Here is a 24,970-nt window from a genome sequence, read left to right on the forward strand (position 1 = left end):
ATCAGCTGAGCCCGCCGGGCTCCGTCCCCTTGGCGATCGGGGCGCGGACCAGGTTGCCCCACTCGGTCCAGGAGCCGTCGTAGTTACGGACCTGCGGATAACCGAGCAGGTGCCGCAGCACGAACCAGGTGTGGCTGGACCGCTCACCGATCCGGCAGTACGCGATGATGTCGTCCGCCGTCTCCAGCCCCAGTTCGTCCCGGTAGATCTTGATCAGCTCGTCGTGCGCTTTGAACGAGCCGTCCTCGTTGGCCGCCGACTTCCACGGCTTGCTCACCGCGCCCGGGATGTGCCCGCCGCGCAGCGCGCCCTCCTGTGGATAAGCCTCCATGTGAGTGAGCTCACCGGTGTACTCCTGAGGAGAGCGCACGTCGACGAGCGGCCGCCCGGTGGAGATGTGGCCCATCACCTGGTCACGGAAGGCGCGAATCTCGGCGTCGTTGCGGACCGGTGTCGGATAGTCGGCTGCCGGGCGGACCGTCTTCTCCCTGGTCAGGGGACGGCCCTCGGCCGCCCACTTCTGCCGGCCGCCGTCAAGCAGCCGCACGTCGCGGTGGCCGAAGAGACTGAAGACCCACAGCGCGTACGCCGCCCACCAGTTGAAGTTGTCGCCGTAGAAGACGATCGTGTCGTCGCGGCCGATGCCCTTGGCCGCGCACAGCTCAGCGAACGCCGCCGGGTCCAGGTAGTCCCGGCTGACCTGGTCGTTCAGCTCCAGGTGCCAGTCGACCTTGACGGCGCCGGGGATGTGGCCGGTGTCGTAGAGCAACACGTCCTCGTCCGACTCGACGACGACCAGGCCGGGAGTGTCCAGATTCGCGGCGAGCCACTCGGTGGTGACCAGTTTGTCAGGGTGCGCGTACGCCTGAAGCGCCTGCGCCGGATCGTTCGGAACGGACATGCCTGTCACGCTAGCGCTAATCCGCAGCCGATCGCGGCCAGGCCACGGATCGCCGGGCTCTGCCGCCGGGTCCCGGACCGTGACGCTGGTGACATGTGGATAACCGGATGATTTCGTCGTACCCGGTGCCTAGGCTCGCTCCATGTTGCTTCGGATGTCCACCTTGCTGCTCAAGACCCTGCGTGAGGAGCCGGCGGACGCGGAGGTGCCGAGTCACCGCCTCCTCGTGCGCGCCGGGTTCGTCCGTCGCGCCGCTCCGGGCGGCTACACCTGGCTGCCGCTCGGCAAGCTGGTCCTCGATCGGGTCGCCGCGATCGTCCAGGAGGAGATGGCCGCAGCGGGTGGCCAGGAGATCTCGTTCCCCGCGCTGCTGCCCAGAGAGCCCTACGAGACGAGCGGCCGCTGGACCGAGTATGGCGACGACATCTTCACGCTGAAGGACCGGCGCGGCGCCGATCATCTGCTGGCGCCCACACACGAGGAGATGGTGACGCTTCTCGTACAGGACATGACCGGGTCCTATCGGGACTTTCCGCTGATCCTCTTCCAGATCCAGACGAAGTTCCGCGATGAGGCACGCCCGCGGGGCGGTCTGCTGCGTGGCCGCGAGTTCCTCATGAAGGACGCCTATTCCTTCGACCTCACCGACGACGGCCTGGTCGAGGCATATGCCCGGATGCGTGCCGCCTACCAGCGGATCTTCACGCGGCTCGGCCTGGAGCACACGATCGTCTCTGCCGTGTCCGGTGCGATGGGCGGCTCGGCGTCCGAGGAGTTCCTGGCTTCGGCCGAGGTCGGCGAGGACACCTACGTCGGCTGCACGGCCTGTGACTATGCGGCCAACACCGAGGCGGTCGTCACCCCGGCCCCGCCCGCCCGCGAGGTGACCGCGCCCCCGCTCGCCGTGCACGACACTCCCGAGACGCCCACCATCGCCTCCCTCGTCGACCTCGCCAACACCCGGGCGCTCGGCGGCCGCACCGACTGGACCGCCGCGGACACGTTGAAAAACGTGGTGGTCACCGTGCAGCATCCCGGCCGCGAGCCCGAGTTGCTGGCGATCGGCCTGCCCGGCGACCGTGAGGTCGACCTCAAGCGGCTCAACGCGGCGCTGGCCCCGGCGACCGCGGTCCTCTTCGACGGCTTCGACTCCCGTCCCGACCTGGTGAAAGGTTATATCGGGCCGCAGGACATCAAGATCCGTTACCTCGCGGATCCTCGCGTCGCGCCAGGCACCGCCTGGCTGACCGGCGCCAACGAGCCCGGCAAACACGCCACCGACGTGGTCTGCGGGCGCGACTTCACACCCGACGGCACCGTGGAGGCGGCCGAGGTCCGTCCCGGCGACACCTGCCCGGCCTGCGGCGACGGCAGCCTCACGATGCGCCGAGGCATCGAGATCGGGCACATCTTCCAGCTCGGCCGCCGCTATACCGACGCCTTCAAGGTCGACGTGCTCGGCGCCGACGGCAAGCCCGCCCGACCGACCATGGGTTGCTACGGGATCGGCCTGTCCCGGGCGGTCGCGGCCATCGCCGAGCAGCACCACGACGATCGCGGGCTCACCTGGCCGGCCGCGATCGCCCCGGCCGACGTGCACATCGTCGCGGCCGGCAAGGACGGCCAGGTCGAGGCGGCCCTCACCCTTGCCGGCTCACTGTCGCGGGCCGGGCTGCGGGTCCTCGTCGACGACCGGCCCAACGTCTCGGCGGGCGTCAAATTCACCGACGCCGAGCTCATCGGCATCTCCCGGTGCGTCGTGGTCGGCCGCCGTCTTTCCGAGGGGTACGTGGAAGTACGCGACCGGCGTACACAGGACCGGAGGGAAGTGCCCCTTGTGGACGTGGCTGGTGTAATCACGACGGAGCTCGGGTAACCCCGTGAGGCAACGGCGGGCGAGGAGCAGAGCAATGGTCAGGTTGGTCGCGGACGCGATGACGCGGCGGGTCATCTACCTTCCCGAGGACACTCCGCTCGTCGAGGCCGCTCAGGTGATGAGCGACCAGGGCATCGGCGATGTCGTCGTCACCGAGGGCCCAGCCATGGCCGGCATCGTCACCGACCGGGACATCGTGGTCCGGGCGATCGCCGAGAAGCTCTCCCCCGCCACGACGACCCTGGGCGCGATCGCCACCCGCGAGCTGCTGATGATCGAGCAGAGCGCAACGGTCGAGGAGGCGGTGCAGGCCATGCGAGATCGAGGCGTCCGCCGTCTCCTGGTCTGCGACGCCGACCGCAAGCTGGTCGGCATCCTGAGTCTCAGCGACATAGCACTGCTGCCGACTTCCTCAGCCGCCGCCTGACCCGGGCCCGCCGCCCTACTCCCTACCGTCACGAGCCCGCCACTCCCGCCTCCACGGGCCTGCTGCCGTTCCGGGATGCATGACTCGGCGCCCCTACCGCCGGCTGCCCGCCGCTCCTGCCGACGCGGGCGCCCGCCGCATGCCACGGGATCCGGCGGGGTGAGGCAGCGCACGGCGGGTGGTCCGGAGATCGGCGCGTAGGGTCGATGGTGTGAGTGACATGCCGCCGAAGCTTGCTGAGATCGTCGATGAGTTCGCGACCGCACCTCGTGACGTCGTGCTCGAGATGCTGCTCGAGTTCGCCGATGCGATGCCACCGCTGCCCGCGGAGCTGGCCGGCCATGAGGGCATGGAGCAGGTCCCGGAGTGTCAGACCCAGTTCTTCCTCAAGGCGATCGTGCAGCCGGACGGCAGCGTGACGTCGCTGTTCGACTGCCCGCCCGAGGCGCCGACCACGCGCGCGTTCGCCGGCATCCTGGCGGAGGGCTTGGCGGGGGCGTCAGCGGCGGAGGTTCTGGCCGTACCCGATGATCTTTATTCTCGGATGGGTCTGGCGCAGGCGATCAGTCCGTTGCGGGTGCGCGGGGGCACGGCGATCCTGGCCCGGCTCAAGCGTCAGGTCGCCGAGCAGGTCGTTCCGCATCAGGCGGGGTGACGTGGACATTCAGGTCTGGTCCGATGTGACCTGCCCGTGGTGCTACATCGGCAAGGCACGACTCGAGAGGGCGCTGCGGCTGTTCGACGGCGCCGTGACGGTCACCTATCGGGCCTACCAGCTGAACGCCGCACCGGTCCCCGAGCCAATCCCGGTCAGGCAGGTGATGACTGAGACGCTCGGCGGGCCGGAGCGCGCCGAGGAATTGTTCACGCGAGTGACGGCGATGGCCGCGAGTGAGGGATTGAGGCTCGACTTCGATCGGGCTGTCGCCGCCAATACGTTCGCCGCACACCGGCTGATCGCCTGGGCCGCGACACAGGACCGGCAGGCCGACATGCTCGATGCGCTGCAGAGGGCCCACTTCTCGGAGGGCATCGACATCGGCTCCCTACTGGCGATCGCCGGGGTCGCCGGCTCGATCGGGCTGGACTCCGCGGCTGCGCTGGCCCACCTCGAGTCGGAGGCTGCCACCATCGCGGTCAACACCGACATCGAGGAGGCCCGGGCGCTCGGCATCAGCAGCGTCCCGACGTTCGTGATCGACGGGAAGTACGCCCTCCCAGGCGCTCACGACACCGCGACTCTGCTGTCCGCCCTTGAAGAGATAGCCCGTCGCGAGAGCGCCAACGCCGGTCTATGACGTTTCACGTGAAACGACATAGATGATCGTCACAATACTGGAGGTGCCGGACGAGCCAGGCCGTCGATGACCTCAGCACCGGGAAGAGCGCCGAGAGCCGGGCCGGCAATGGCGATCTTGCTGTGCCGCACACCCGAACCGATGATCACGTGCGGCGCGGCCACGACACGGGAATCGACGAGGATCGGCCAGTCGACCGGAAGCCCGATCGGGGTGATCCCGCCATGCTCCATCCCGGTCAGCGACACCGCCTCGTCCATCGGCGCGAAGCTGGCTTTACGCACGTCGAGATGCCGCCGGATCACACCGTTCACGTCGGCCCGGGTGGTGGCGAGGATGATGCATGCCGCGTATCTGGTGACCCCGCTCCGACTGCCGGCCACGATCACGCAGTTGGCGGACTCGGCGAGGCTCACACCGTACGCCTCACAGAAAGCCGCGGTGTCCGCCAGCCCCGGATCGATCGGCGCCACCAGCACCTGGTCGGCGTCGATGGGCCCCTCGGGCGGCCAGACCGCCAGCGCCTTGGCGACCGGCGGGGCGAGCAGATCAGGTCGGGACTGGGCGGGTTCGGTCTGGAGGCTTCCCATCATCTCGCCATCCTCACCCACGCCGTTGATCACGGCACGCCGGACCACCGGCTCGGATCACGGCAGTGACCGAACCGAGGAACAACCCGATGGGAAATGGTTACACCGACAACCGAGACAACGCACAGGCACCAGCCAAGGTCGCAGCGAGCCAGGACCACTACACAACGCCCGTTCCACGCCGAAGGAACACCTACATCGCGCGACAATATCGACAGTAATGAATCAATTGTCATGGCGCTCAACAGCGCCCCGGCGGCAAGAGACGATAACGCCCACCGGACAGTAGTCCTGAAAAGCACCAGACGCAGCCATTTCCACAGCCATGACAGCGCCCCACGCCAGAAAGAGCCGCGAAAGCGCTCAGATTCGACCGGATCATGCCGACCGTCAGGGGTTGTGGAGGATCGTCGGCAAGCGCGCGTAGGGACCGTCAGTGGCCTCGCGTTGATGACCGGCGCCACGGCACTGGTAGCCGTCTCCGGCGGCCATCATTCGATCTTCGCCGTCCTGCTGCTGGGCCTGCTGGCACTGGTGATGGCGCACGCTCTCGTCGTCGAGATCCAGCGTCAGGCCCGCCGCCGATCGCAGGTTGTCTGGTATCACACGGACACCGTCAACACCATCCTGCTGGGCTGCTGGGCACTCATCGCGGCCGCCACCACCACGACCCCGTTCCCAGCACTGCCGGTGCGCGCCATCAGCGCCCTGCTGGCCGCCGGATACACCGCGGCCTGCTTCTACTTCGTCATGGAACGCCGCCGGGCCGTCACGTCCCCGTCGCGTCCGGCGCCCGCCCCCGCACCGGCCGTCGATGCGAGGGATCCGCTCGCGGACTCGACCCCGTCGGTCTGACCGTCGAGCGTCGGCAGCACCACCATCAACGGCGGCACCGGCACACCGTTGGTCTCGATCGGCAGCTCGGGCACCGGCAGCCAGTCGACCCCGAGCTGCTCGGGCCCGAAGCCGTCATCTCGCCCGACCCGCGGCTCGCCGTCGGCGACGGTCACCGCGAAGACCGACGTCATGCCCGACGGGTAGGGCATCTCAAGCACATAGCGGGCGTTGCTGACAACAAGGCCGGTCTCCTCGAAGACCTCGCGCCGCAGAGCCTCCTCGGCCGTCTCACCGGGGCGCAGGCCGCCACCGGGAAGGGTCCACCACTCTCCGCCACCGGATCGCCGGCTGCGCTCGTGCACCATCAGCACACGGCCGTCTCGGACGATCACGGCGGCGGCCCGTCTTCGTTCATCCACGACATGCAGGCTAACCGCATGAACGGTGCCGCGCAGGCTCTCGTCATTCCTCTGTGGATAACCCGGCACATACCGTTAACGGTCGAATACACATCTATGGCTTCGGAACGGCTACCAGCAGATATGACAAAGTCTTCAGCCATTCCTCAGCAAGCTTGATATGGGTGCGGGCGGCGAGGAAGGTGAGCGCCGCCGGCGTCGGTTCAGCCGGCCCGTTCTTGCCGGACAAGCCCGCTGCCAGCAGATCCGGCCGCATCTCGTCGACCTTGCTGCCGATGGCGCGCTCCGGAGCCGAGGTGTCGAGATCAAGTGCGAGATCTCCGTCACGGTAGATCATGAGACGCCCCGGTTTTCCGCCCCCACCCCGGTATCCGAATACCCACCGCTTGGCGGACAGCGGCTGGACGATCTGCGGGGTGACGCCAAGGGAGCCGTTGTCCTCCACGACGACCGTCCAGTTGCCGGTCCGGATCATGCCGACGAAGAACCTGGTCCGCACTCCGGCTTCGCCGTCGCCCGGCCCGAGGACCCGGGGCCACTCCACCCGTTCCAGCTCCTCGCCGTGCAGTTTCTCAATGAGCGGGTACGGCGTGATCCCGCGCACCAGAGTGAAACAGAACCCGCTCGTCAGGCCGGGATGCCGATCCGGCCAGCTGTAGTCCAGCGGGGCGGCGGTGGACGGACGCGGCTCGGCGACACCGGGTGAACCACACCCGGCGAGGGCGGCAAGCGGCGGAAGGAGCAGGACCGAGCGGCGTTTCACCTACCTAGTAGATCAAAGATCGAAGGTGCGTAACGCCCCCGTCATGGTTGACACCTGCCATTCCACGGTGAGTGAGCAGGCGCGACGAGATTTTTCGCAGTTTCCGGCCGACAGGGCCCGCTGCGAGCCGGAGTGCCCTGCCGGTATCCCGACTGCAGGGCCGGCGGCCGCCAGGCCTTCACCGTTGCGCTGAGCCCCCATGGAACAAGGCTGAGCCCCCATGGACAAGAAAGCTGAAGCCTCCGAACGAGAAGCGGAGGGGCCCTCGGGCAGGAAGCACGAGAACCGGCTCGGGAACAAGAAACGCCGCCCGGCATCCGGACGGCGTTCGAGAATGGGTGGTGGAGCCCAGGGGACTTGAACCCCCAATCCAAGATCATGGATCAAGGTACGGTCAAATCATCCCCTGAGCTGGCGTTCCTTTAGATCATCTTCTGACGTCTGACAGCACTTTGCGGGCTCATGTGGTCCCGATGTGGTCCCGTTGATCTTGTGGCACGGTTAGCCCTGCGTCGCGCAGCGCCCCGGCACCACTCGCCACCAGAACCACCATTCCCGGTGGCAAGCCGCGAAGCGGCGCGGCAGCAACTTCACGGTGACCATTCGGCGTGCGGCAGCACGCTACCTTCGTGAATCATTCGTACCGATGGTCTTCGAAGTTGGTGGTTCGTGGGCGCTAGAAGTGGGTCGCCGGATGCGCGATCGGCTGTTCGTTGACGAGCAGGCCGCGGTGTCCATCGACAAGCGGACCATCGATAGAATTCCGGCATGATTCGGTACTGGTCGATATTCTCTGTGGGGGTGGCACTGGGGGCCCTAACAGGCTGCACCGCCCATGAACAGCCCAACCCAGCGTCGTCGTCGACGACGACCAGCCTGCCTTCGTACTTTTCATCGTTGGGAACGGAGTGCCCGGTTCTCAGTTCTCCGGAGTCCACGAGATTCACCGGGTCCCGGACGGGCCAATGGATGCTCCTCCCGGAGAAGAGCGCCATCATCGACTGGGTCGACTGCGGCTGGCGCCCACCGACAGGTGCTCCATGGGTCACCGTGAACATCCGCATCCATCTGGACGGTTCGACACCCCACGACACCGCGTACGAATATGCCGAGCGTGATTTCACTAAAACTCGCGACCAGTCCCTGAACATGGCACGAACGGATCCTTCGGGTGCGGTCCGGGCCGCCGAACGCACGACGCCGTCCGGCGCCGCTGTCGTGATCGTCGACGCTGGCGATGACCGGGTGCCGCCGGAGGTCGACGAACTGAGGCAGACGATCCGCATCGGGAACGCCCTGATCACGGTCAAGCTGTACGAAGCACGAGAGACAGAAGAAGCCCATCCTGACAAGCTGATGACCGATCTGGTCGCCACAGCCGACGCGATCACAGCCGAGTTCGTCGAGCATCTGGCACGGCAGCAGACAGCACCAGCGTAAGAAGACCCAGCGCTGAACTGTGGATACGGTTCTATCCACCATCGGCGGTAACGACTCAGCGTTGCTGGCGTCTCGGCGCGTGCAGCCCGTCGTTCAGGTCAGGTCGCCGTTCTCGCCCAGATCAACACCGGACACAATGAGAAGTGGCCGGTGCGCCGGCCGATGCCGGGCGGAGCCCGCCAGCAGGCCGAGCGCATCCGGCCAGCGCCGCGCTTGCGCGGCGCCTTGATCCATAACAGCACAACTCGGCAGTACGAAGGGTCAATGTGAGCCTGCACGACCCACCCGACAGACACGCGTCTGACCTGGTGCAGGTGTCGACAACGCGCTTTGTTAGCGGCAGGAGAGTGCAGCTCGCGCCAAGTCCACGAAGCCGGTCATATCGGATCTGGCATTGTGGAACGCGTGGATTACAACCCAGAGCGGGTGACGATTGTTCGAGCGCGCTACGGCGGGCTCTATGAGCCCGGGACCTGGGTAGCTTTCGCGTGCTGGCCAGAGGATCTGTCGCCTGATTGGAATGCCGATGACGCGACGTGCGCCGGCTTCTTCGCGGAACGGGCCGACGAGACCGGCGGCGGAGACTCGCCCCAAGAGGCATACGCGGACCTCCTGCAACGACTGGCTGCACGACGAAAGCGCCTCAGATAGCGATTGCGCAAATGCGGACGCTGGGTGGCAACGCGCGACTCGCGGCAGTTGAGTGAACCTCGTCCTGACACCAGGATGTCGCATCCTGGTGCGATGATCAGCAGGTGGATGAGGAGCATGCGCGGGTCTTGGCTCGTCGCGGGAACTTTGCGGTGACACAGCTGGATGGCCGGGCATTCCCAGGAGTTCACGTCCAAGGCGACACCTTCGCCGAGTTGTACCGCCAGCTCCAGGATGCCGTGAGCCGGCTACACGATGCTCGGGATGACGCTGACTCATGGGGCGATCTTGAAGACGCCGTCAAGGAAATGGCGAGTGTGTTGCGCTTCTACGAGGAGGCGCTGGAAGCCAATGGGATCCGGCGACCTTACTCCCATCAAGCCGCCGACTGAGGTTCTTGCGACGCACTCAACTCGGCATGTGAGTTAACGTCGCGTCCTTCATGGGGGGGGCATGACAGAGCGGATTAGACGTGTTGTAGTGCCAACTGCCAGGGGTAGGTCGCCGAGGCGTTGCCTCCGGTGCCTGGTTCGTGGGGTTCGAACTCTTCAGGTCCGTACAGCACGCGGATTCCGGTTTCTTCGCGGAGTTGCTGGATGCTTCGGCGGAAGGGTGCGCGGGAGGCTAAGGCGCTGTTGACGAAGGGCAGGATGACGACCGGGATGCCGAGTCCGGGGGCTTCGGCGAGGAGGCCGAGGGCGTAGGTGTCAGAGGTGCCCTGGGCGAATTTGTTGATGGTGTTGTAGGTGGCGGGGGCGACGATTATGGCGTCGGCTCGTGGGCTTCGTGGTTCTCCTGGTTTGCGGTACTGGCTGCGGACGGGGCGGCCGGTCTGTTGTTCCAGGGCGGGGATGTCAATGAAGTCGAGGGCTGGCGGGGTGGCGATGAGTTGGACGGTCCACCCGTCGTCCTGCGCGAGTTTGACCAGAGTGCCGACCTCGCCGGCGGGGCCGGCGGCGCAGACGATGATGTAGAGGACTTTCGGGTCGGTGGTCATGCGGCGATTCCCAGGCTGTCGGCGAATTCGCGGGCTTCGCGGCGGATGCTGATCGGGGCGGTGGCGACCAGGTCGCCGACGAGTCGGCGGGTGTTGGGGCGCCGGGTGATCTCTTCGGGGGCGATCTGTTCGGCGGCGCGGATCATGTGCAGGGCCTGCTCGTGTTTGCTCCACATCAGGAACGCTCGGGTGGCGTCGAGCAGCAGGGCTGCCTTGCGCTCGTTGATGGGCAGGGCATCTAGGTCGACGCGGCGGGCGTAGTCGATGGCGGTTCCGGCGTCGCCGAGTCGGATGGCGGCGTTGACGCGGTGGCAGAGCACGTTGTTGGGGCCGAAGGCGGTCCACATGTGGTTGCCTTCGTGGCCGAGACGGTGGCCGGCTTGTTCGGCTTCGTCGAGTAGTTCGGTGGTGGTGTGCCGGTTGCCGTCGTGGGCGGCTGCGATGGCGCCGCGTAGCAGCAGGGAGCCGTAGACCGAGAGGTCGTCGTCGGTGGGCTGCGTCAAGGCTGCGTTCATGCGCTGGGCCGCGGTGCTGGCGTTGGTGGCCGCAGCTCGGTGGTGGCCGCCGTCCATGAGTGCGTGCGTGATGATCCGGGCGCTGGAGCCGATCATCAGGGGGATCTCGGTCTGCTCGGCGGCGTGGACGCTGCGGTCGGCGGCGAGCCAGGCCAGGCCCTTGTCACCGTGCTTGATCAGGATGGATGCGGCGACGTGGTACGCCTCCGCCGACAGGGCATGCGCCTCACGCCGGTGAGTGTCGTTGACGGCGACGGATGCGGCACGCAGTGATCGCAACAACGGCGGGAGCATGGTGAGTACGTCTCCGTACTTGCATGCCTGGTAGTCGCGCTTGGCGGTGCCGACCGTGGCCGACAGGCGGTTCAGGTCGGTGGGGCCGGCGGGCGCTATCGGGTGCTCGGTCAGAACGGTGGCCAGGTCGTTGAGGGTGCTGCCGGTGGCGGGTACGGGGGCCACGTCGGCGCTGGCCAGGATGGCACCGAAGAGGCCGGCTCCGGTCAGGCCGACGAACTCGCGACGTCGCACGGCGTTGTCCTCCTCCGGTCGCCGATCTCTTTCCACGCTACGCGCGGGACGCAGAGTGCCCGGTGATCTAGAGGCGGAACCATCACCGGCTGGGATATGGCGGGGCGCGAGTCCGAGGGTGGTGCGGGCCGAGTCGGGCAGTTGGAGGCCGTCGGCGATTCGTTCGTACACCTCAAGGGTTGTGACGTGCTGGCTGCCGGCCATGATGCCGCTGACCTTGCCCTGGCTCATGCCGATCAGGCTGCCGATCGCGGTCTGCGAGAGGCCGGCGTGCTGGCGCACGAGTTGGAGGACACGGCCCATCGCGCGGGAACGCAAGGCGGTGACCATCTCGGGCCGGTTCCACAAGGAGCCCGGAATCTCGGACCTCAATGAAGTTTCCCCCCGAAACTGCGGCAATGTCGCGTAGAGATCCATCGTGGACCACCGATAGCCCATCCCGTCAAGGGATACCGCGCTGCGATGGGCGTAAAGGGTCATTCGATCGAGGCTGTACGCATGACGAGCGATCAGGTCAACGAACACATCTCTGGATCGTGTCGTGGTTGCGAGGGCCGCGGCTGGCGGCTTGCGTCGCAGCGTCGGGTGATCCGTACCGACGAGATGGTCATGCGGATGGTGCGTCGGGCCTGCCCCGATTGTTCAACGATGCGCCCCGCTCGGACGTCCCGGTCACGCGGATCGCTGTCCTGAGAATCGCCGATCTGTTGTTCCGGCATTTCCACGCCCTGCTCGTGCTGACAGTTCCACTCCGGGTCATTGAGGCGCTCGTGGGTTGTGCCGGGCTCCACTGCGAGCGGAGGAAGCCGTGATGCACCGTAAAGCCCGTCGGATCTGGTTTCGTCGTTCCCGTTGTACGTGTGGGTTGCCGTGGCCGTGTCTGGAGTTGCGGCTCGCGCAGATCCGTTCCCGGCCTGCGCCGCAACCGCCGGGCTGGGCGCGGCCGACCGAGGTGTTTCCTCAGGTCGGGCGGGTCGGGCGGCTGACCCCGGCGCAGGAGTACCGGGCCGGCGGCCCGCGGCGGCGGTCGGCATGACCGATCCCCTGGCCGCGGGAGCGGCTCATCAGCCGGACCCGGCGACGTACGCCTGTCTCGCGTGCACGTTGCCGTGGCCGTGCACGCCGGCGCGGGATTACCTGGTCGCCTCGACTCCGGACCGGGTTCAGTTGGCGATGCGGATGTGGGACGAGTTGGAGAAGGTCGCCGGGCTGGACGGCCAGCATCCCGCGGACCTGTTCGACCGGTTCCTGCGATGGATGCGATGAGCCTGGACGAGTGGCCAGGTGCCGAAGACCTGCGCCGGCAACTGAAAGCCCAGCTCGCGCTGGAGGCACGGTTTCCGGGCTGGCAGGTCCTGCACGCGATGAACGAGCGATGGGTGCGCTACGTGCGGATCCCGCGGGACTCGTTTTATGCCGTCCATGATCGGCTCGGTGAACTGCCCCTGGTCGGCGTCGACCTGGACCAGCTGGCGGCCCGGATCGAGCGCCGCGAGCATGAGCGCCAGCGAATCATGCAGTGGATTGCCCGGTCGGACCTGGCGGTCATCCTCTCGATGATCCGCCGCCTCCCCTGACCGTGCTGGACGCCGTCATGGTCGAACCGCAGGGCGGTGGCCTGGTGGTGGCGGTGACATCCCAGCGGTGTTCCTTCGGCCTGCATCTTGCTTTACTGTGTTGACAAGTCGAGTTGTTGCCTCAATGAGTGGGCGGAGTAGTCGAGTGGCCATCAACGTGCCGCCGCCGAAATACGCGGTCGTCGTCAACGCGCTGCAAGAGCGCATCGAGGACGGCACCTACCCACCCGGCACCGCCATCCCCAGCGAAACCCAGCTCACCGCCGAGTTCGACACCTCACGCCCCACCGTCGTGCGTGCCCTGGGCATCCTGCAACAAGACGGCTGGATCGAATCCCAGCAAGGCAAAGGCCGCTACGTCAAAGGCCGGCCCCCCACCGCCAGCGGCCAGCACACTCCGGACCGCACCCGGCAACTCATCGACCAGGGCGAGGACGGCACCGTCACCCTGCTGCGCGTCGGCGCGATCCTGCCGCCGAACCGGGCCGCGACCGCTCTCGACCTGGAACCCGACACCCCGGTCATCGTGCGCCGCCGCCTGGTCACCGCCGAAGTCGGCGCCTGCGAACTAACCGCCGTCTACATCCCCGTCGAACTCGCCGCCGGCACCGACCTCAGCCGCCGCGAACCCCTACCCGACGGCGTCCTCAAACACCTGACCAGCCGTAAAGCCGTCACCGTCGACCACGCCACCGAACGGATCTCCGCCCGGCTGCCCACCGACGAAGAAGCGGAACTCCTCGGCATCACCAGCCACGACGCCGTGCTCACCCTGCTGGTCACCGTCTACGACCGCACCGGCACGCCACTGCTCGCCATCGACAGCATCATCCCCGCCAACCGGCAAGAGATCGAAAGCACCTTCCCACTCCGCTGATCGGCAATGGGGCTGGATTAAAAGTCACGTCAAGAATTCTACGAGAGAATTTCTGAATCACGCCACGCCATCAATGATCTTCCATCGGTGATCGTCATCGAGTCGGCAGTGGTAGAGCGTGATGCGAGCACCTGGCCCACCGCTACGAACCCCATCGACGTCAAGACAGAGTTCGCTCTTGTCGTTCACGATCCAGCCGTTTGACCCCAAGTAGAACGCCTGATTGTCGCGACTCGAACGATCGCAGTGGTATTCGCTTACCAGCGTGCCCGCGGATACCCGCTCGAAGCCCGGGACGTCGAGGCAGAGCCCATCCTTCACATTGCGGATGGTGTAAAGCGTGCGGCTCGACGAGTTTGTTCCCGCATAGTCGAGGTAGAACAACTGGTTATCGGAATTTGTCAAGTTGCAGTAATACTGCAGAACTGGCCCGTCGATGGTTCCGGGACCGAAGTTCGGAATGTCTACACATTCGTTGGTGACCATGTTGTAGATAGCCTTTGGGCCTGGTCTTGCGCCCGTTGCCCACCCCGACGTCGAGGACGCGGCGGGATCAGGCTGCAAGGCGATCACAACAATGGCAGCCGCAACTGTCGCGAAGGTTTTAAGAGTCGTGCGCATAATCTATTCCTTGACGGTTGACGAATCTTACCCGCCTTCTAAAGTAGGCCATAAAACTGCAAAAATCTGCCATATAGGGACAAATTTCCCACCCAGGCGGGAGCTCTCGACGGTCGCCAGCACTTGGCTCCTGGACGCCAGCAGCAACATCGCTGCACCAATCCAAGAATTCCCGGCGAGCGGGGCCTGCGTCCTACCGTCGATCAGCCTTCGACGAGCCATAACCAAGAGCTTGGCCACCGCCGGAGGACAGTGTTATCGGGCTTCCAAATCCACCAGCCCCACAACGCACCCCAGCCAGCCCGCATCCCTCATCGACGGGCACCCAGAAGCCTCAACCTCGAAGGCCACAAGCCCAAGTAACTTTATCGATGCCCTTGACGATCGCCGTGCGCGAGCTAAACTCGTCTAAACACGACAAGTCAAGTTGACGACTTGACACTCTGACGGAGGTTTAAGTGGTTCCCAACTCGATCAAGGTGCCGGTGCCGTGGGACTACGTGGCGCCGCATGGCGTGCTCTGCCTTGGGGTGGAGCCGGCCACCGACTTCGACAAGCGCGGCCAGGGCGACGACCAGCTCCGCGACAAGGACACCGGCGAACGGGTCTGGCTGGTCCGGGTCCTCGACCTGGACCCGGAGGCCGGGAAGTTCGGCGCGTCCAAGGAGTTCAAGGTCAAGGTCGTAGCCGCGCAGCAGCCAGTTCCGCCCGCGTCGGCGGTGCCGGGTTACCCGCCGATGGTCGAGTTCACCGACGTCATGTTGACGCCGTACGTGGACTCGCAGCGCTGCAAGGGCGGCGCCAATAAGTGCCGGTCGCGGCTGGCCTGGTCGATCAAGGCCAGCGCCATGACCGCACCGCAGCAGCAGGCCAGCCGTGCGCAGGCCGCCTGATCAGAGAAGTCGCGTCCGGGAGCGGGGCCAACAACCGCCAAGAAGTCATCCCCGCCCCGGGCGCTCAACCACCCACCTGCAAAAGGAGACGGCTGTAATGGCCAAGGTAGTCGACGCTGCCCGCGTCACCACACCGAGCAACACCGTATGGCGTACCTGCATCGGATGCAGCCAGACCAAGCCCCTGACCGCGGACATCGACCGCTGCGACGACTGCGAAGACGCCGCCGATGAGGAGGCCCTGCGGGAGCACGCGCTCTCCGGCTGGGAGCACGTCAGCCGTTATGCCGGGGCGATCGGCCGGATCGAGGCGTGGGCGCTGCTGATCCCGAACGTCACCGACGCCGAACGCATCGCCAGCATCCGCGAAGTCCTTGCCACCCTCAACGCCGGTGACGACAAGGCGGTGAGCTGACCATGCCGCTGATCAACATCATCCGCGGCGAGACCATCCCGGTCGCTCCGCTCAACGTCCGCACTCCGGTCTTCCGGCTGCCGATCTGGGCAGTCGTCTTCTGGGAGACCATCAAGGCCCTGTCCTGGCTGGTCGCCACCTACGTCCGCCACTGGTACGCCACCCTCCCCGCCACCGGCCTGACCTGGCTCTACCTCGCCCACGGCTGGCAGACTCTCGCCGGGCTCGCCGTCGGCACCACGGTCGTCGCGCTCGGCTGGGCGTACGGGCATCGGCCAAGCTGGTTGCGGTTCGGCTGGTGGCCGATCCTCGCCCGTGTCCGCAGGTTGGTGTACAGGCGGCGGTGGATGGCCGCGATGGTCACCGCGAAACTGTCGGTCTCCTACGACAAGCGCACGATCATCCCGCAGATCCGCCGCGTGCGCTGCCGCGCGGGCTGCGATGAGGTCACGGTGCGGATGGTGACCGGGCAGATCCCGGACGACTTCGCCAAAGCCTCCGAGCGGCTGGCGCACACGTTCGGGGTGCGGCAGGTCAAGGCCATGCCCGGCCCGACCTACGCCACCGTGGTCCTGGTCCTCATGCGCGGCGACTCCCTCCACCAGACGGTCGAACCGTTGCCAGTGCCGGACCGGCCGGACTTCACCGCCCTGCCCATCGGCGTCCAGGAAGACGGCGAGGAATACCGGCTGCGGCTGTTCGGGACGCAGGTCCTGATCGTCGGTGCCACCGGGTCGGGGAAGGGCTCGGTGATCTGGTCGATCGTCCGCGCGCTGTCCGGTGGCGTAGCTGATGGTCTGGTCGAGCTGTGGGGCCTGGACCCCAAGGGCGGCATGGAGCTGGGGATCGGCCGGCCGTTGTTCGCTCGGTTCGCCTCTCGGGACTTCGCCGAGATGGCCGCCATGATCGAGCAGGCGGCGGCCACTGCGCAGGAGCGTGCGGCCAGGTTGGCGGGTCAGACGCGTCAGCATGTTCCGACGGTGAGTGAGCCGTTGATCGTGCTGGTCATCGACGAGTTGGCGAACCTGACCGCCTACCTGACCGAGCGGCAGCTCAAGGACCGGATCAAGGCCGCGCTCGGCATCGTCCTGACCCAGGGCCGCGCCGTCGGCGTCCACGTCGTCGCCGCGATCCAGGACCCCCGCAAAGAGGTGCTGCCCGCCCGTGGGTTGTTCCCGACCCGGATCGGGTTGCGGCTGTCGGAGCCGGGCGAGGTCGACATGGTCCTCGGCGACGGCATGCGCGACCGCGGCGCCCTCTGCGACCGCATCCCCCAAACCCAGCCCGGTACCGGCTACGTCGTGCTTGAGGGCGACCCGACGCCGATGCGGGTCCGGCTGACCTACTGCGACGACGACACCGTACGGGATATGGCCCACGACTACGGCCGGCTGCGGCTGGTCGACGCGAAGACTGCGGGAGGTGCGGCGTGAAGCTCAACGCCGATCGCGTGGAGGGCCTGACCCTGACCGTGATCCTCACCACCGTCGCCCTGGCTGCCGGGTGGGCGTCGTTCTCCCACGTGCACGACTGGACCATGCGCCACGCCCCGGCCGGGACGCCGGACGCGTTCGGCTGGGTCAACGCCGTGATCTCCGAACTCGTCCCGGTGGCGGCGCTGCTGACGATCAAGCGGCGGCGCCGGACCGATGGGCCGATCGGCTACCCGCTGTTCCTGCTCGTCGCCGCCGGCACCCTGTCGCTGTCCGCGCAGCTCGCCGTGGCGCAGCCAAGTCCGTCGGGGTGGCTGCTGTCCGCGGTGCCCGCGCTGGCGTTCATGGCCCTGGTCAAGCTCGTCTTCACCAGCCCGGCAACGACTCCTGAGCTGGTCGCCGCCCCGGTCCCGGCCACCGTCCCGGCTCCGCCGCCTGTGCCTGCCGTGGTGCCGACAGTGCCGGTCCGGCCGATCACCCGGCCCAACGGGGTGCCGGTCATCGGGCAGGTGACCCGATGACCGTCACCACCCTGCCCATCCCGGCCGAGCCACCGACGCCTCGGCCGGGCTCCCGGGCCGCCCGCCTCGCCCTCCCCCGCGCCGTCGACGCCCTCAAAGACCTCGCCATCGACCACGGCGTCTGCATCCATCCGGTGGCGCTCCGCCGGACCGACCTGGCCACCGGCAGGACCGAACTCGTCGACCTGCCCTGCGGTGCCACCCTGGAAGCCAAATGCCCGCCCTGCGCCAAACGGGCACGACGGCTACGGCAGGTGCAGATCCGCGAAGGCTGGCACCGGGCCGACGAACCGTTGCCCGGTCCAGCGCCGGCCACACCCCGTCAGCGGGACCTGATCACCGCGCGGGCGCATCTCGAGTTCGAGCGGGCCGCGCTCCAGCTCACGACCATGGACCCCGACGATCGCGCGGCGGAGCTCGAACGCATCGACACGGCGATCGGCGCGGTGGAGCAGGAGATCGCCGCGGAGGGGTTGCGGGGCAGCATCGCTCCGGGCCGGTCTCGTGACGCCCAGGGCGACGAGGACGGCGGGCCTCGGCGGGTGCGGTCGACGAAGCGGCGGCAGGACGTGCCGGATCTGCCCCGGCAGAAGGTGGAGGCGCGCACAGTCGGCCGAACGTACGTCGGTCCGGACGGTGTCGAGCACCGGCCGTCGATGTGGCTCACCCTGACCCTGGACAGCTACGGCCCGGTCCACTCCATCCACCCGGGGCGGCCGTGCTCGTGCCGCCGCTGGCACACCGACGGCGATCCGCTGCTCGGCACGCCGGTCGACCCGAGCAAGTACGACTACCGGCGCGCCGCGTGGGATGCGGTGCACTTCCCGCGCCTGCTCGACCGGTACTGGCAGAACCTCCGACGGGCGGTCGGCTGGAACGTCCAGTACGCCGGATGCGTCGAGCCGCAACGGCGCCTCGCACCGCACGCGCACTTCGCCATCCGGGGCACGATCCCACGGTCGATGCTGGAGCTGGTCGCCACCGCCACCTACCACCAGGTGTGGTGGCCCGCGGCCGACCGGCTCCGCTACCCCATCGACCGGCCCCCGACCTGGGACACCAAGGCCGAGACGTGGGTGGACCCGGACACCGGACGGCCGCTGGCGACGTGGGCTGAGGCCCTGGACGCCATCGACGACGACCCGGACGCTGAGCCGGCACATCTGGTCCGGTTCGGTGCCCAGGTCAAGGCCAAAGGCGTCGACCCCGGCACCCGCGATGCCGAGCGGACGATCGGCTACATCACCAAGTACGTGACCAAGTCCGCCGCCGACTGCCACACCACCACCAGCGACCCGCAACGCGCCCACCTCGACCGGCTCTGGCACGAGCTTCGGGTCACCCCATGCTCGGAGCGGTGCTCGAACTGGCTGCTCTACGGCGTCCAGCCCAAGAAGGCCCACGGGCGGCTCCGGCCCGGCCACTGCAAAGGACGGGTCCATCAGAAGACGACGCTCGGCATCGGCGGTCGGCGGGTGCTGGTCTCGCGCGACTGGTCCGGCAAGACGCTGGCCGACCACCGCGCGGACGCCCACGCCTGGGTCAAGGCGCTGCTCGGCATCACCACCGAGGAGCCTGCGCCCGACACCGAGCAAAAGCCGGCGGTCGCCTGGGAGATGGCCCGACACGACGATCCCGACCTGCCCGCACTCGAACACCGGCTCTTGCGAGCGATCTCCGAACGCATCCATCGCCGCGCGCAGCTCAACGCAGCTCGGCAACGCGCCAGCGGCGACCCGCCGCGAGATGTCTCGGCAACTGCGAACACCAACATGGGGGAGACACGATGACCAGGCACCTGACAGTGGTTCCAAGCCCAGACAGCACGCCAGACGGCCCGGACGAACTGTGGTCGATCAACGATGCCGCCGCCTACCTGCGCGTCCCTCCCGGCACGCTCTACCAGTGGCGTCATCGCCGCAAGGGTCCGCCGGCCTTCAAGGTGGGCAAGCATCTCCGCTACGACCCGGCCTCGGTCCGGGCCTGGGTCTTGGGGCAGGTGGCCTGACGTGGGCGTGCACGATCTCTGGTACCTGTCCAAGAAGGACGAGAACAAGAAGCCGATCAAGTCGGGCAAGTACGGGCGCGGCAAACGCTGGCGTGTCCGCTACACCGATGCGACCGGTGAGACCAAAGACAGGGTCTTCGCGCGCAAGACCGATGCTGAGGCCTTCGACCTGGCCTGTCGGGCAGGCACTGCGCCGGAGGCCAGTCTCGACCAGAGTGAGAAGTACCTCACATTCGCCGCCTACGCGGACCGTTGGCGTCAAGCAAGGGTCATCGGCTGGGCGCTGGAGACTCAGACCCGGATCGAGTCGAACATCCGGCTGCACCTAGTGCCGGCGTTCGGCAAACGTGCTCTCCGCTCGATCACTCAGACAGATGTGCTGTTGTGGCTGGCGGAACGCCTCAGCGACGGGATGGCGGCGTCCAGCCTGCGCCTGTACTTCGAGTTGTTCGACGCGGTGATGTCCGGTGCCGTCACCGACAAGATCATTCCGGACAACCCGTGCGACGGGATCAAGCTGTCCCAGGTGTTCCGCGGGCTGAGTCGTGCCCCGAAGTGGGTTCCGGAGCGGGACGACGTGCTCCGTCTTTTCGGCAAAGTGCCCGAGCGGTATCACGGCCTCCTCTGGCTCGGGGCGGGCGCCGGCCTTCGCATCGGCGAGGCACTCGGCTTCGAGCAGGGGCCGCGCTGCCTGGACGCGGGCAACGAACAACTACACGTGGTCCAGCAGCTTCGGTACGCGCCGAAGGAGTACGGCGGGTTCTATCTCAGCCTGCCCAAGGGCGTGCGGACGTTCGATCCGGCCGCGGGGGCTGTGGACCTGGACCCGATGGTCGCAGCGGCCTTGGCGTACCACGTGAAGGAGTTCCCGCCGGTCGAGGTCGAGATGCCCGACATCACCTCCGGCCCCACGGTTCGGCGCCGGGTACCGCTGCTGTTCACCACCGTGCATGGCAATCCGTTCACGGACCGTACATGGTCGGCGGAGTGGGTGAAGTGGCGTCGGGCGGCGGGCTGGCCGGAGGAGCACGGCGGCTTTCATGCGCTGCGGCACTTCTTCGCGACCACGCTGATCACGAATCACGCGGACCCGAAGGACGTTCAGCGGGCGCTACGGCACTCCACGCTGTCGATCACGCTGGAGACGTACGTCCACTTCTGGCCGCGCCGTGAGCGGCGCAAGGGGATCGTCGGCGAGGCTCTTAAAGAAGCCGTCGCGGGCCGGTGGGACCTGGACTGAGATGGTCCCGATGTGGTCCCCACGATCTTGGCCTTACGTTTGGCCTGGTGAGAGGCCGGTTTTGTGGAGCCCAGGGGACTTGAACCCCTAACCCCCGCCTTGCAAAGGCGGTGCTCTGCCAGTTGAGCTAGGGCCCCGTGACCCGCACTATCGCAGGTCGGGAGCGGTCGTCGCCTCGTGCCAGAGGGCACGCTCGTCGCTGGAGGCCTTGACCTTCTTGACGACCAGGGCCGCCACGCCGACAACACCAGCAATGATCAGGAGCTTCTTCAACACTGAACCGCCACCCCTCAAGCATCCGGCCAGACGAGACTAACCCCGTACAACAGTAGATTGCCGCAACCGTTCGCGGAACGATCACCGCAACCACCGTGACGCGGGGTCTGGGGGCTCGGCCCCCAGGTTAGCCGAAATGACGAGTGACCCCGGCTCGCGCTTTCCGCGAACAGAGGCCACCTGGTCATCTCGTGGGGCTAGATGGAATCGAACCATCGACCTCAGAGTTATCAGCTCTGCGCTCTAACCGACTGAGCTATAGCCCCTCACCTGCGAACAGAACGTTACCGCATCGGGTTGCGGGTCTCCAAAGCGGGGTACCCGCAACCCGACAGCGGCTCGTCAGTCGCGTTCGGCCAGCGTGAGCTCGATGCCACCGACCAGGTCGGCGCAAACGTTGTAGATGAACGCGCCCAGAGTGGCGAGTGCAGTGAACAGCACCACATTGACCGCGCCGATCAGCATCGACGTTCCGATGACGCCCCAGGCGGTGATCCGGAAGGCGCTGGTGGTGCTGCCCTCGGTGCCACCGCTGGCGGTGACCAGCTCCTGCAGGTTGCCGTTGACCGAGCTCCACACGCCCATCGTGTCGAGGGCGAGGTAGAGCACCGAGGTCGCGACGACCACGACGATGAAGAGCACGATCGACACGGCGAACGAGAACTTCATCACCGACCAGGGGTCGATGCGCTTCAGGTTCAGCCGGGCGCGCCGTGGTCCACGCGCGGCGGCCGACGACACCGTGGAGCGAGCCGATCGCACAGCCTCGGAGACACGTGCCGCACCCACCGCTGCCGCTCCGCCGGCGGGCGGAGGCGTCGACCCGGTGCGCTGCTTCGCAGCTCCGGGCGTGGTCGCCGGCGGCGCAGGCGGGGTGGTGGTGGAGGTGGGCCGCTGCGGCGTCCCGGGGGCTGCCGCCGGAGCACTGACCGGGGTACGCCCGGAGGTCGTCCCCGGAGCCGCACCCTTGCCCTTGGTGACGACCGGCACAGAGGCCGAGCCCTTCACCGGTGGCTGCACGCCTGGGCGTTTGTCGGCACCGTCGGTGTTGCCGGCGGCCGGCTCACCGGGCGGCGGGGCCATGCCCGGCGCCCTGGTGAACTTCGGCGGGGACGGGGCATCGGCGGGGACAGAGGCACGCCCTGTGGTCTCGCGACCGGCCGGTGCGGCAGCGTCTTTCTTCGCCGCATCGTCCGGAGTCGCTGAGGTCCCGGGGCCCCCCGACTTCGCCTGTGTCTCCGGCATCAACTAGTCCTGTTCGTCAGGCTCGTCGGCATTGCGAGCAAGCGCCACGATGGTTACACCTTCTGGGAGGTCCATCAGCTTGACCCCCATTGTGTTCCGATCCCGTGTGCGCCGTACAGGCTTCACGGGAGTCCGGATGACACCACCATTGCTGGTGATGGCAAACAGTTCATCCTCCGGGCTGATCACCAGAGCGCCGACAAGTCCACCACGCCGCTCGGTGATCTTGGCGGTCAGGACCCCCTTGCCGCCACGCCCCTGCACCGGATACTCCTCGATGGGCGTGCGCTTCGCATACCCACCATCGGTGGCGACCAACACATCCATGTCGGCCAGGACGACCTCCATGGCCAGGAGCTCGTCGTTGTCACCGAAGCGCATGCCGATGACACCGGACGTCGCGCGGCCCATCGGGCGCAGCGCCTCGTCGGTCGCGTTGAAACGGATGGCCTGGGCTTTCTTGGACACCAGAAGCAGGTCGTCCTCCGGAGCCACCAGCGCCGCGCCCACCAACTCGTCATCCTCCCGCAGGTTGATGGCGATGATGCCACCGCTGCGGTTGGAGTCAAATTCCTCCAGGCGCGTCTTCTTCACGAGCCCATTCTTGGTGGCGAGAACAAGGTAGGGCGCGACCTGGTAGTTCGGGATCTGGATGACCTGCGCGATGTGCTCGTCAGGCTGGAAGGCCAGCAGGTTGGCGACGTGCTGCCCCTTCGCCACCCGGTTGGCTTCGGGCAGTTCGTACGCCTTCGCCCGGTAGACACGGCCCTTGTTCGTGAAGAACAGGATCCAGTCATGTGTCGAGATGACGAAGAAGTGCGAAACGATGTCGTCCTGACGCAGAGATGCGCCGCTCACGCCCTTGCCGCCACGCTTCTGCGACCGGTACATGTCGGTCTTCGTCCGCTTGGCGTAACCGGTACGTGTGATGGTCACCACAACGTCTTCCCGAGCGATGAGATCCTCCATGGAGACCTCGCCGTCGAACGGGATGATCTGGGTGCGCCGATCGTCGCCGAACTTGGTGACGATCTCGGCCAGTTCGTCCGAGATGATCGCCCGCTGCCGCTCCGGCTTCGCCAGGATGTCCTTGAAGTCGGCGATCTCCAGCTCGATCTTCGCCAGCTCGTCGATGATCCGCTGCCGCTCCAGGGCGGCCAGCCGGCGCAGCTGCATGTCGAGGATCGCGGTCGCCTGGACCTCGTCGACGTCGAGCAGCTGCATCAGGCCCTGGCGGGAGTCCTCGACGGTGGGCGAGCGCCGGATCAGGGCGATGACCTCGTCCAGCATGTCCAGCGCCTTGACCAGACCCCGCAGGATGTGCGCGCGCTCCTCGGCCTTGCGCAGCCGGAACGCCGTACGCCTGCGGATGACCTCGATCTGGTGGTCGACGTAGTAGCGGATGAACTGGGCGAGGTTGAGCGTCCGGGGAACGCCGTCGACCAGCGCCAGCATGTTGGCGCCGAACGTCTCCTGCAGCTGGGTGTGCTTGTAGAGGTTGTTCAGCACCACCTTGGCGACGGCGTCGCGCTTGAGCACGAGGATCAGGCGCAGACCGGTACGCCCGGACGACTCGTCGCGGATGTCGGCGATACCGGTGAGCTTGCCCTCTTTGACCAGCTCGGCGATCCGCTCGGCCAGGTTGTCCGGGTTCACCTGGTACGGCAGCTCGGTCACCACCAGGCAGGGACGGCCCCGGGCGTCCTCCTCGACCTCGACCACCGCGCGCATCCGGATCGAACCGCGGCCGGTCCGGTACGCCTCGGTGATCGCCGTCTGCCCGACGATCAGGCCCTTGGTCGGGAAGTCGGGTCCCTTGACCAGCTCGAGCATCGCCTCGAGCGCGGTCGCCTCGTCCGACTCCGGGTTGTCCAGCTGCCACTGGACGGCCGCGGCGATCTCGCGCAGGTTGTGCGGCGGGATCTTCGTGGCCATGCCGACCGCGATGCCCTCGGAGCCGTTGACCAGCAGGTTCGGGAACCGGGCCGGCAGGATCGTCGGCTCCTTGGTACGCCCGTCGTAGTTGTCCTGCATGTCGACGGTGTCCTCGTCGATGTCCCGCAGCATCTCCATGGCGAGCGGGGACAGCTTCGACTCGGTGTACCGCATGGCGGCCGGCGGGTCGTTGCCCGGCGAGCCGAAGTTGCCGTTGCCGTCGATCAGCGGGTACCGCAGGGACCACGGCTGACCCATCCGGACCAGGGCGTCGTAGATCGACGAGTCGCCGTGCGGGTGGTAGTTGCCCATCACGTCGCCGACGACACGGGCGCACTTGACGTAACCGCGGTCCGGGCGGAAGCCGGCGTCGTACATCGCATAAAGGATCTTGCGGTGCACCGGCTTGAGGCCGTCGCGGACGTCGGGCAGCGCGCGGCCGACGATGACGCTCATCGCGTAGTCGAGGTACGAGCGCTGCATCTCGACCTCGAGGCCGACCGGCTCGACGCGCTGGGTCACACCACCGCCGGCGTCCTGTGTGGTCTCGTCGCCGTCCGGGGGTTCGGGAGTGTCAGTCACTTTTAACCCTTACTCAAGGTGATGCCAGGCAATTGCGGCCAGAACGGGCATATCACTGTGGATAACGTTGTGGAAAGGCGGTGCACGCTGTGGATACGGCTCGCC

Annotated in this window: 28 protein-coding genes and 2 tRNA genes; 18 read left to right on the forward strand and 12 right to left on the reverse strand. The window is 67.1% G+C overall.

Annotation, left to right across the window (positions count from 1 at the left end; all coding sequences use genetic code 11):
• Position 1: 1 nt before the first annotated feature.
• Positions 2–901 (reverse strand): sulfurtransferase, encoded by a 900-nt coding sequence (locus tag BM290_RS37905; protein ID WP_093620779.1) that lies wholly within the window; start codon positions 899–901, stop codon positions 2–4.
• Between the two features lie 142 nt (positions 902–1,043).
• Between BM290_RS37905 and BM290_RS37910 the strand changes: the two genes are divergently transcribed.
• From BM290_RS37910 to BM290_RS37925, 4 genes are all read left to right on the forward strand, one after another.
• Complete coding sequence (locus BM290_RS37910; RefSeq protein WP_093620780.1) at positions 1,044–2,777, forward strand: proline--tRNA ligase; 1,734 nt, start codon at positions 1,044–1,046, stop codon at positions 2,775–2,777.
• Positions 2,778–2,811: 34 nt separating this feature from the next.
• Entirely contained in the window at positions 2,812–3,204 is a 393-nt protein-coding gene (locus BM290_RS37915) for a CBS domain-containing protein (RefSeq protein ID WP_093620781.1), read from the forward strand.
• Positions 3,205–3,415: 211 nt separating this feature from the next.
• Entirely contained in the window at positions 3,416–3,859 is a 444-nt protein-coding gene (locus BM290_RS37920; protein WP_093620782.1) for a SufE family protein, read from the forward strand.
• A 1-nt stretch (position 3,860) separates the two neighbouring features.
• Entirely contained in the window at positions 3,861–4,502 is a 642-nt protein-coding gene (locus BM290_RS37925) for a DsbA family oxidoreductase (protein ID WP_093620783.1), read from the forward strand.
• A 29-nt stretch (positions 4,503–4,531) separates the two neighbouring features.
• Here BM290_RS37925 and BM290_RS37930 read toward each other — a convergent pair whose 3' ends face one another.
• The gene (locus tag BM290_RS37930; RefSeq protein ID WP_093620832.1) at positions 4,532–5,092 is read right to left on the reverse strand and encodes a YbaK/EbsC family protein; all 561 of its coding nucleotides are present in this window, start codon (positions 5,090–5,092) and stop codon (positions 4,532–4,534) included.
• A gap of 450 nt (positions 5,093–5,542) precedes the next feature.
• Here BM290_RS37930 and BM290_RS37935 point away from each other — a divergent pair, with 450 nt between their 5' ends.
• The gene (locus BM290_RS37935) at positions 5,543–5,947 is read left to right on the forward strand and encodes a hypothetical protein (protein WP_239143890.1); all 405 of its coding nucleotides are present in this window, start codon (positions 5,543–5,545) and stop codon (positions 5,945–5,947) included.
• Here BM290_RS37935 and BM290_RS37940 read toward each other — a convergent pair.
• Both BM290_RS37940 and BM290_RS37945 read right to left on the reverse strand, forming a co-directional pair.
• A complete protein-coding gene (locus tag BM290_RS37940) occupies positions 5,833–6,348 on the reverse strand; it encodes an NUDIX domain-containing protein (RefSeq protein WP_177320066.1) in 516 nt (171 codons plus the stop codon). The genes BM290_RS37935 and BM290_RS37940 overlap by 115 nt on opposite strands.
• Positions 6,349–6,442: 94 nt before the next feature.
• On the reverse strand, positions 6,443–7,111 hold the full coding sequence (locus BM290_RS37945) for a DUF6461 domain-containing protein (RefSeq protein WP_093620785.1): 669 nt from the start codon (positions 7,109–7,111) through the stop codon (positions 6,443–6,445).
• A gap of 595 nt (positions 7,112–7,706) precedes the next feature.
• On the opposite strand from BM290_RS37945, the gene BM290_RS48780 reads away from it, so the two are divergent.
• From BM290_RS48780 to BM290_RS37955, 3 genes are all read left to right on the forward strand, one after another.
• Positions 7,707–7,883: a hypothetical protein gene (locus BM290_RS48780; protein ID WP_177320067.1), complete on the forward strand. Its 177-nt coding sequence runs from the start codon at positions 7,707–7,709 to the stop codon at positions 7,881–7,883.
• Between the two features lie 197 nt (positions 7,884–8,080).
• Positions 8,081–8,551 (forward strand): hypothetical protein, encoded by a 471-nt coding sequence (locus tag BM290_RS37950; protein WP_093620786.1) that lies wholly within the window; start codon positions 8,081–8,083, stop codon positions 8,549–8,551.
• Between the two features lie 755 nt (positions 8,552–9,306).
• A complete protein-coding gene (locus tag BM290_RS37955; protein ID WP_093620787.1) occupies positions 9,307–9,594 on the forward strand; it encodes a DUF6959 family protein in 288 nt (95 codons plus the stop codon).
• Positions 9,595–9,668: 74 nt separating this feature from the next.
• Here BM290_RS37955 and BM290_RS37960 read toward each other — a convergent pair whose 3' ends face one another.
• Positions 9,669–10,199 (reverse strand): flavoprotein, encoded by a 531-nt coding sequence (locus BM290_RS37960; RefSeq protein WP_093620788.1) that lies wholly within the window; start codon positions 10,197–10,199, stop codon positions 9,669–9,671.
• Positions 10,196–11,767, reverse strand: a complete 1,572-nt coding sequence (locus BM290_RS37965) for a helix-turn-helix transcriptional regulator (RefSeq protein WP_143134072.1) — start codon at positions 11,765–11,767, stop codon at positions 10,196–10,198. Before BM290_RS37965 ends, BM290_RS37960 begins: the two co-directional genes overlap by 4 nt.
• 507 nt (positions 11,768–12,274) lie before the next feature.
• Here BM290_RS37965 and BM290_RS37970 point away from each other — a divergent pair.
• The 3 genes from BM290_RS37970 (at position 12,275) to BM290_RS37980 (ending at position 13,696) form a co-directional block, all read left to right on the forward strand.
• Positions 12,275–12,508, forward strand: coding sequence for a hypothetical protein (locus tag BM290_RS37970; RefSeq protein ID WP_093620790.1), 234 nt, complete (start codon positions 12,275–12,277; stop codon positions 12,506–12,508).
• Positions 12,505–12,819, forward strand: a complete 315-nt coding sequence (locus tag BM290_RS37975; protein WP_143134073.1) for a hypothetical protein — start codon at positions 12,505–12,507, stop codon at positions 12,817–12,819. The genes BM290_RS37970 and BM290_RS37975 overlap by 4 nt, the downstream gene beginning before the upstream one ends.
• 145 nt (positions 12,820–12,964) lie before the next feature.
• Positions 12,965–13,696 carry a GntR family transcriptional regulator gene (locus BM290_RS37980; RefSeq protein WP_093620792.1) on the forward strand — a complete coding sequence of 244 codons (732 nt, stop codon included), beginning with the start codon at positions 12,965–12,967 and terminating at the stop codon, positions 13,694–13,696.
• A 57-nt stretch (positions 13,697–13,753) separates the two neighbouring features.
• Here BM290_RS37980 and BM290_RS37985 read toward each other — a convergent pair whose 3' ends face one another.
• Positions 13,754–14,317: an RICIN domain-containing protein gene (locus BM290_RS37985; protein WP_093620793.1), complete on the reverse strand. Its 564-nt coding sequence runs from the start codon at positions 14,315–14,317 to the stop codon at positions 13,754–13,756.
• 458 nt (positions 14,318–14,775) lie between these two features.
• Between BM290_RS37985 and BM290_RS37990 the strand changes: the two genes are divergently transcribed.
• The 7 genes from BM290_RS37990 (at position 14,776) to BM290_RS38020 (ending at position 20,827) form a co-directional block, all read left to right on the forward strand.
• On the forward strand, positions 14,776–15,210 hold the full coding sequence (locus BM290_RS37990) for a hypothetical protein (protein WP_093620794.1): 435 nt from the start codon (positions 14,776–14,778) through the stop codon (positions 15,208–15,210).
• 97 nt (positions 15,211–15,307) lie between these two features.
• Entirely contained in the window at positions 15,308–15,625 is a 318-nt protein-coding gene (locus BM290_RS37995; protein ID WP_093620795.1) for a hypothetical protein, read from the forward strand.
• A gap of 2 nt (positions 15,626–15,627) precedes the next feature.
• Positions 15,628–17,058, forward strand: a complete 1,431-nt coding sequence (locus BM290_RS38000; protein ID WP_093620796.1) for an FtsK/SpoIIIE domain-containing protein — start codon at positions 15,628–15,630, stop codon at positions 17,056–17,058.
• On the forward strand, positions 17,055–17,579 hold the full coding sequence (locus BM290_RS38005; protein WP_093620797.1) for a DUF2637 domain-containing protein: 525 nt from the start codon (positions 17,055–17,057) through the stop codon (positions 17,577–17,579). The genes BM290_RS38000 and BM290_RS38005 overlap by 4 nt, the downstream gene beginning before the upstream one ends.
• On the forward strand, positions 17,576–19,369 hold the full coding sequence (locus BM290_RS38010; protein ID WP_093620798.1) for a replication initiator: 1,794 nt from the start codon (positions 17,576–17,578) through the stop codon (positions 19,367–19,369). The genes BM290_RS38005 and BM290_RS38010 overlap by 4 nt, the downstream gene beginning before the upstream one ends.
• A complete protein-coding gene (locus tag BM290_RS38015; RefSeq protein ID WP_093620799.1) occupies positions 19,366–19,587 on the forward strand; it encodes a helix-turn-helix domain-containing protein in 222 nt (73 codons plus the stop codon). Before BM290_RS38010 ends, BM290_RS38015 begins: the two co-directional genes overlap by 4 nt.
• Before the next feature lie 169 nt (positions 19,588–19,756).
• The gene (locus BM290_RS38020) at positions 19,757–20,827 is read left to right on the forward strand and encodes a tyrosine-type recombinase/integrase (RefSeq protein ID WP_307837961.1); all 1,071 of its coding nucleotides are present in this window, start codon (positions 19,757–19,759) and stop codon (positions 20,825–20,827) included.
• Between the two features lie 64 nt (positions 20,828–20,891).
• Here BM290_RS38020 and BM290_RS38025 read toward each other — a convergent pair.
• The 5 genes from BM290_RS38025 to gyrA form a co-directional block, all read right to left on the reverse strand.
• Positions 20,892–20,964: transfer RNA gene (locus tag BM290_RS38025), tRNA-Ala, on the reverse strand.
• A 10-nt stretch (positions 20,965–20,974) separates the two neighbouring features.
• Positions 20,975–21,103, reverse strand: coding sequence for a DLW-39 family protein (locus BM290_RS49300; protein WP_211304171.1), 129 nt, complete (start codon positions 21,101–21,103; stop codon positions 20,975–20,977).
• Between the two features lie 192 nt (positions 21,104–21,295).
• A tRNA-Ile gene (locus BM290_RS38030) sits at positions 21,296–21,369 on the reverse strand.
• A 76-nt stretch (positions 21,370–21,445) separates the two neighbouring features.
• Positions 21,446–22,348, reverse strand: a complete 903-nt coding sequence (locus BM290_RS38035; protein ID WP_093620801.1) for a DUF3566 domain-containing protein — start codon at positions 22,346–22,348, stop codon at positions 21,446–21,448.
• A gap of 3 nt (positions 22,349–22,351) precedes the next feature.
• Positions 22,352–24,865 carry a DNA gyrase subunit A gene (gene gyrA / locus BM290_RS38040; RefSeq protein ID WP_093620802.1) on the reverse strand — a complete coding sequence of 838 codons (2,514 nt, stop codon included), beginning with the start codon at positions 24,863–24,865 and terminating at the stop codon, positions 22,352–22,354.
• Positions 24,866–24,970 lie beyond the last annotated feature (105 nt).

The sequence above is a fragment of the Actinoplanes philippinensis genome, from assembly GCF_900113015.1.
Taxonomy (GTDB): Bacteria; Actinomycetota; Actinomycetes; order Mycobacteriales; family Micromonosporaceae; genus Actinoplanes; species Actinoplanes philippinensis.

Bases quoted from the DNA above. Each gene is read 5' to 3' on its own strand.
- BM290_RS37905 (WP_093620779.1), bottom strand. From the start codon at position 901: ATGTCCGTTCCGAACGATCCGGCGCAGGCGCTTCAGGCGTACGCGCAC.
- BM290_RS37910 (WP_093620780.1), top strand. From the start codon at position 1,044: ATGTTGCTTCGGATGTCCACCTTGCTGCTCAAGACCCTGCGTGAGGAG.
- BM290_RS37915 (WP_093620781.1), top strand. From the start codon at position 2,812: ATGGTCAGGTTGGTCGCGGACGCGATGACGCGGCGGGTCATCTACCTT.
- BM290_RS37930 (WP_093620832.1), bottom strand. From the start codon at position 5,092: ATGGGAAGCCTCCAGACCGAACCCGCCCAGTCCCGACCTGATCTGCTC.
- BM290_RS37935 (WP_239143890.1), top strand. From the start codon at position 5,543: ATGACCGGCGCCACGGCACTGGTAGCCGTCTCCGGCGGCCATCATTCG.
- BM290_RS37950 (WP_093620786.1), top strand. From the start codon at position 8,081: ATGCTCCTCCCGGAGAAGAGCGCCATCATCGACTGGGTCGACTGCGGC.
- BM290_RS37960 (WP_093620788.1), bottom strand. From the start codon at position 10,199: ATGACCACCGACCCGAAAGTCCTCTACATCATCGTCTGCGCCGCCGGC.
- BM290_RS37970 (WP_093620790.1), top strand. From the start codon at position 12,275: ATGACCGATCCCCTGGCCGCGGGAGCGGCTCATCAGCCGGACCCGGCG.
- BM290_RS37975 (WP_143134073.1), top strand. From the start codon at position 12,505: ATGAGCCTGGACGAGTGGCCAGGTGCCGAAGACCTGCGCCGGCAACTG.
- BM290_RS37985 (WP_093620793.1), bottom strand. From the start codon at position 14,317: ATGCGCACGACTCTTAAAACCTTCGCGACAGTTGCGGCTGCCATTGTT.
- BM290_RS37995 (WP_093620795.1), top strand. From the start codon at position 15,308: ATGGCCAAGGTAGTCGACGCTGCCCGCGTCACCACACCGAGCAACACC.
- BM290_RS38000 (WP_093620796.1), top strand. From the start codon at position 15,628: ATGCCGCTGATCAACATCATCCGCGGCGAGACCATCCCGGTCGCTCCG.
- BM290_RS38010 (WP_093620798.1), top strand. From the start codon at position 17,576: ATGACCGTCACCACCCTGCCCATCCCGGCCGAGCCACCGACGCCTCGG.
- BM290_RS38015 (WP_093620799.1), top strand. From the start codon at position 19,366: ATGACCAGGCACCTGACAGTGGTTCCAAGCCCAGACAGCACGCCAGAC.
- BM290_RS38035 (WP_093620801.1), bottom strand. From the start codon at position 22,348: ATGCCGGAGACACAGGCGAAGTCGGGGGGCCCCGGGACCTCAGCGACT.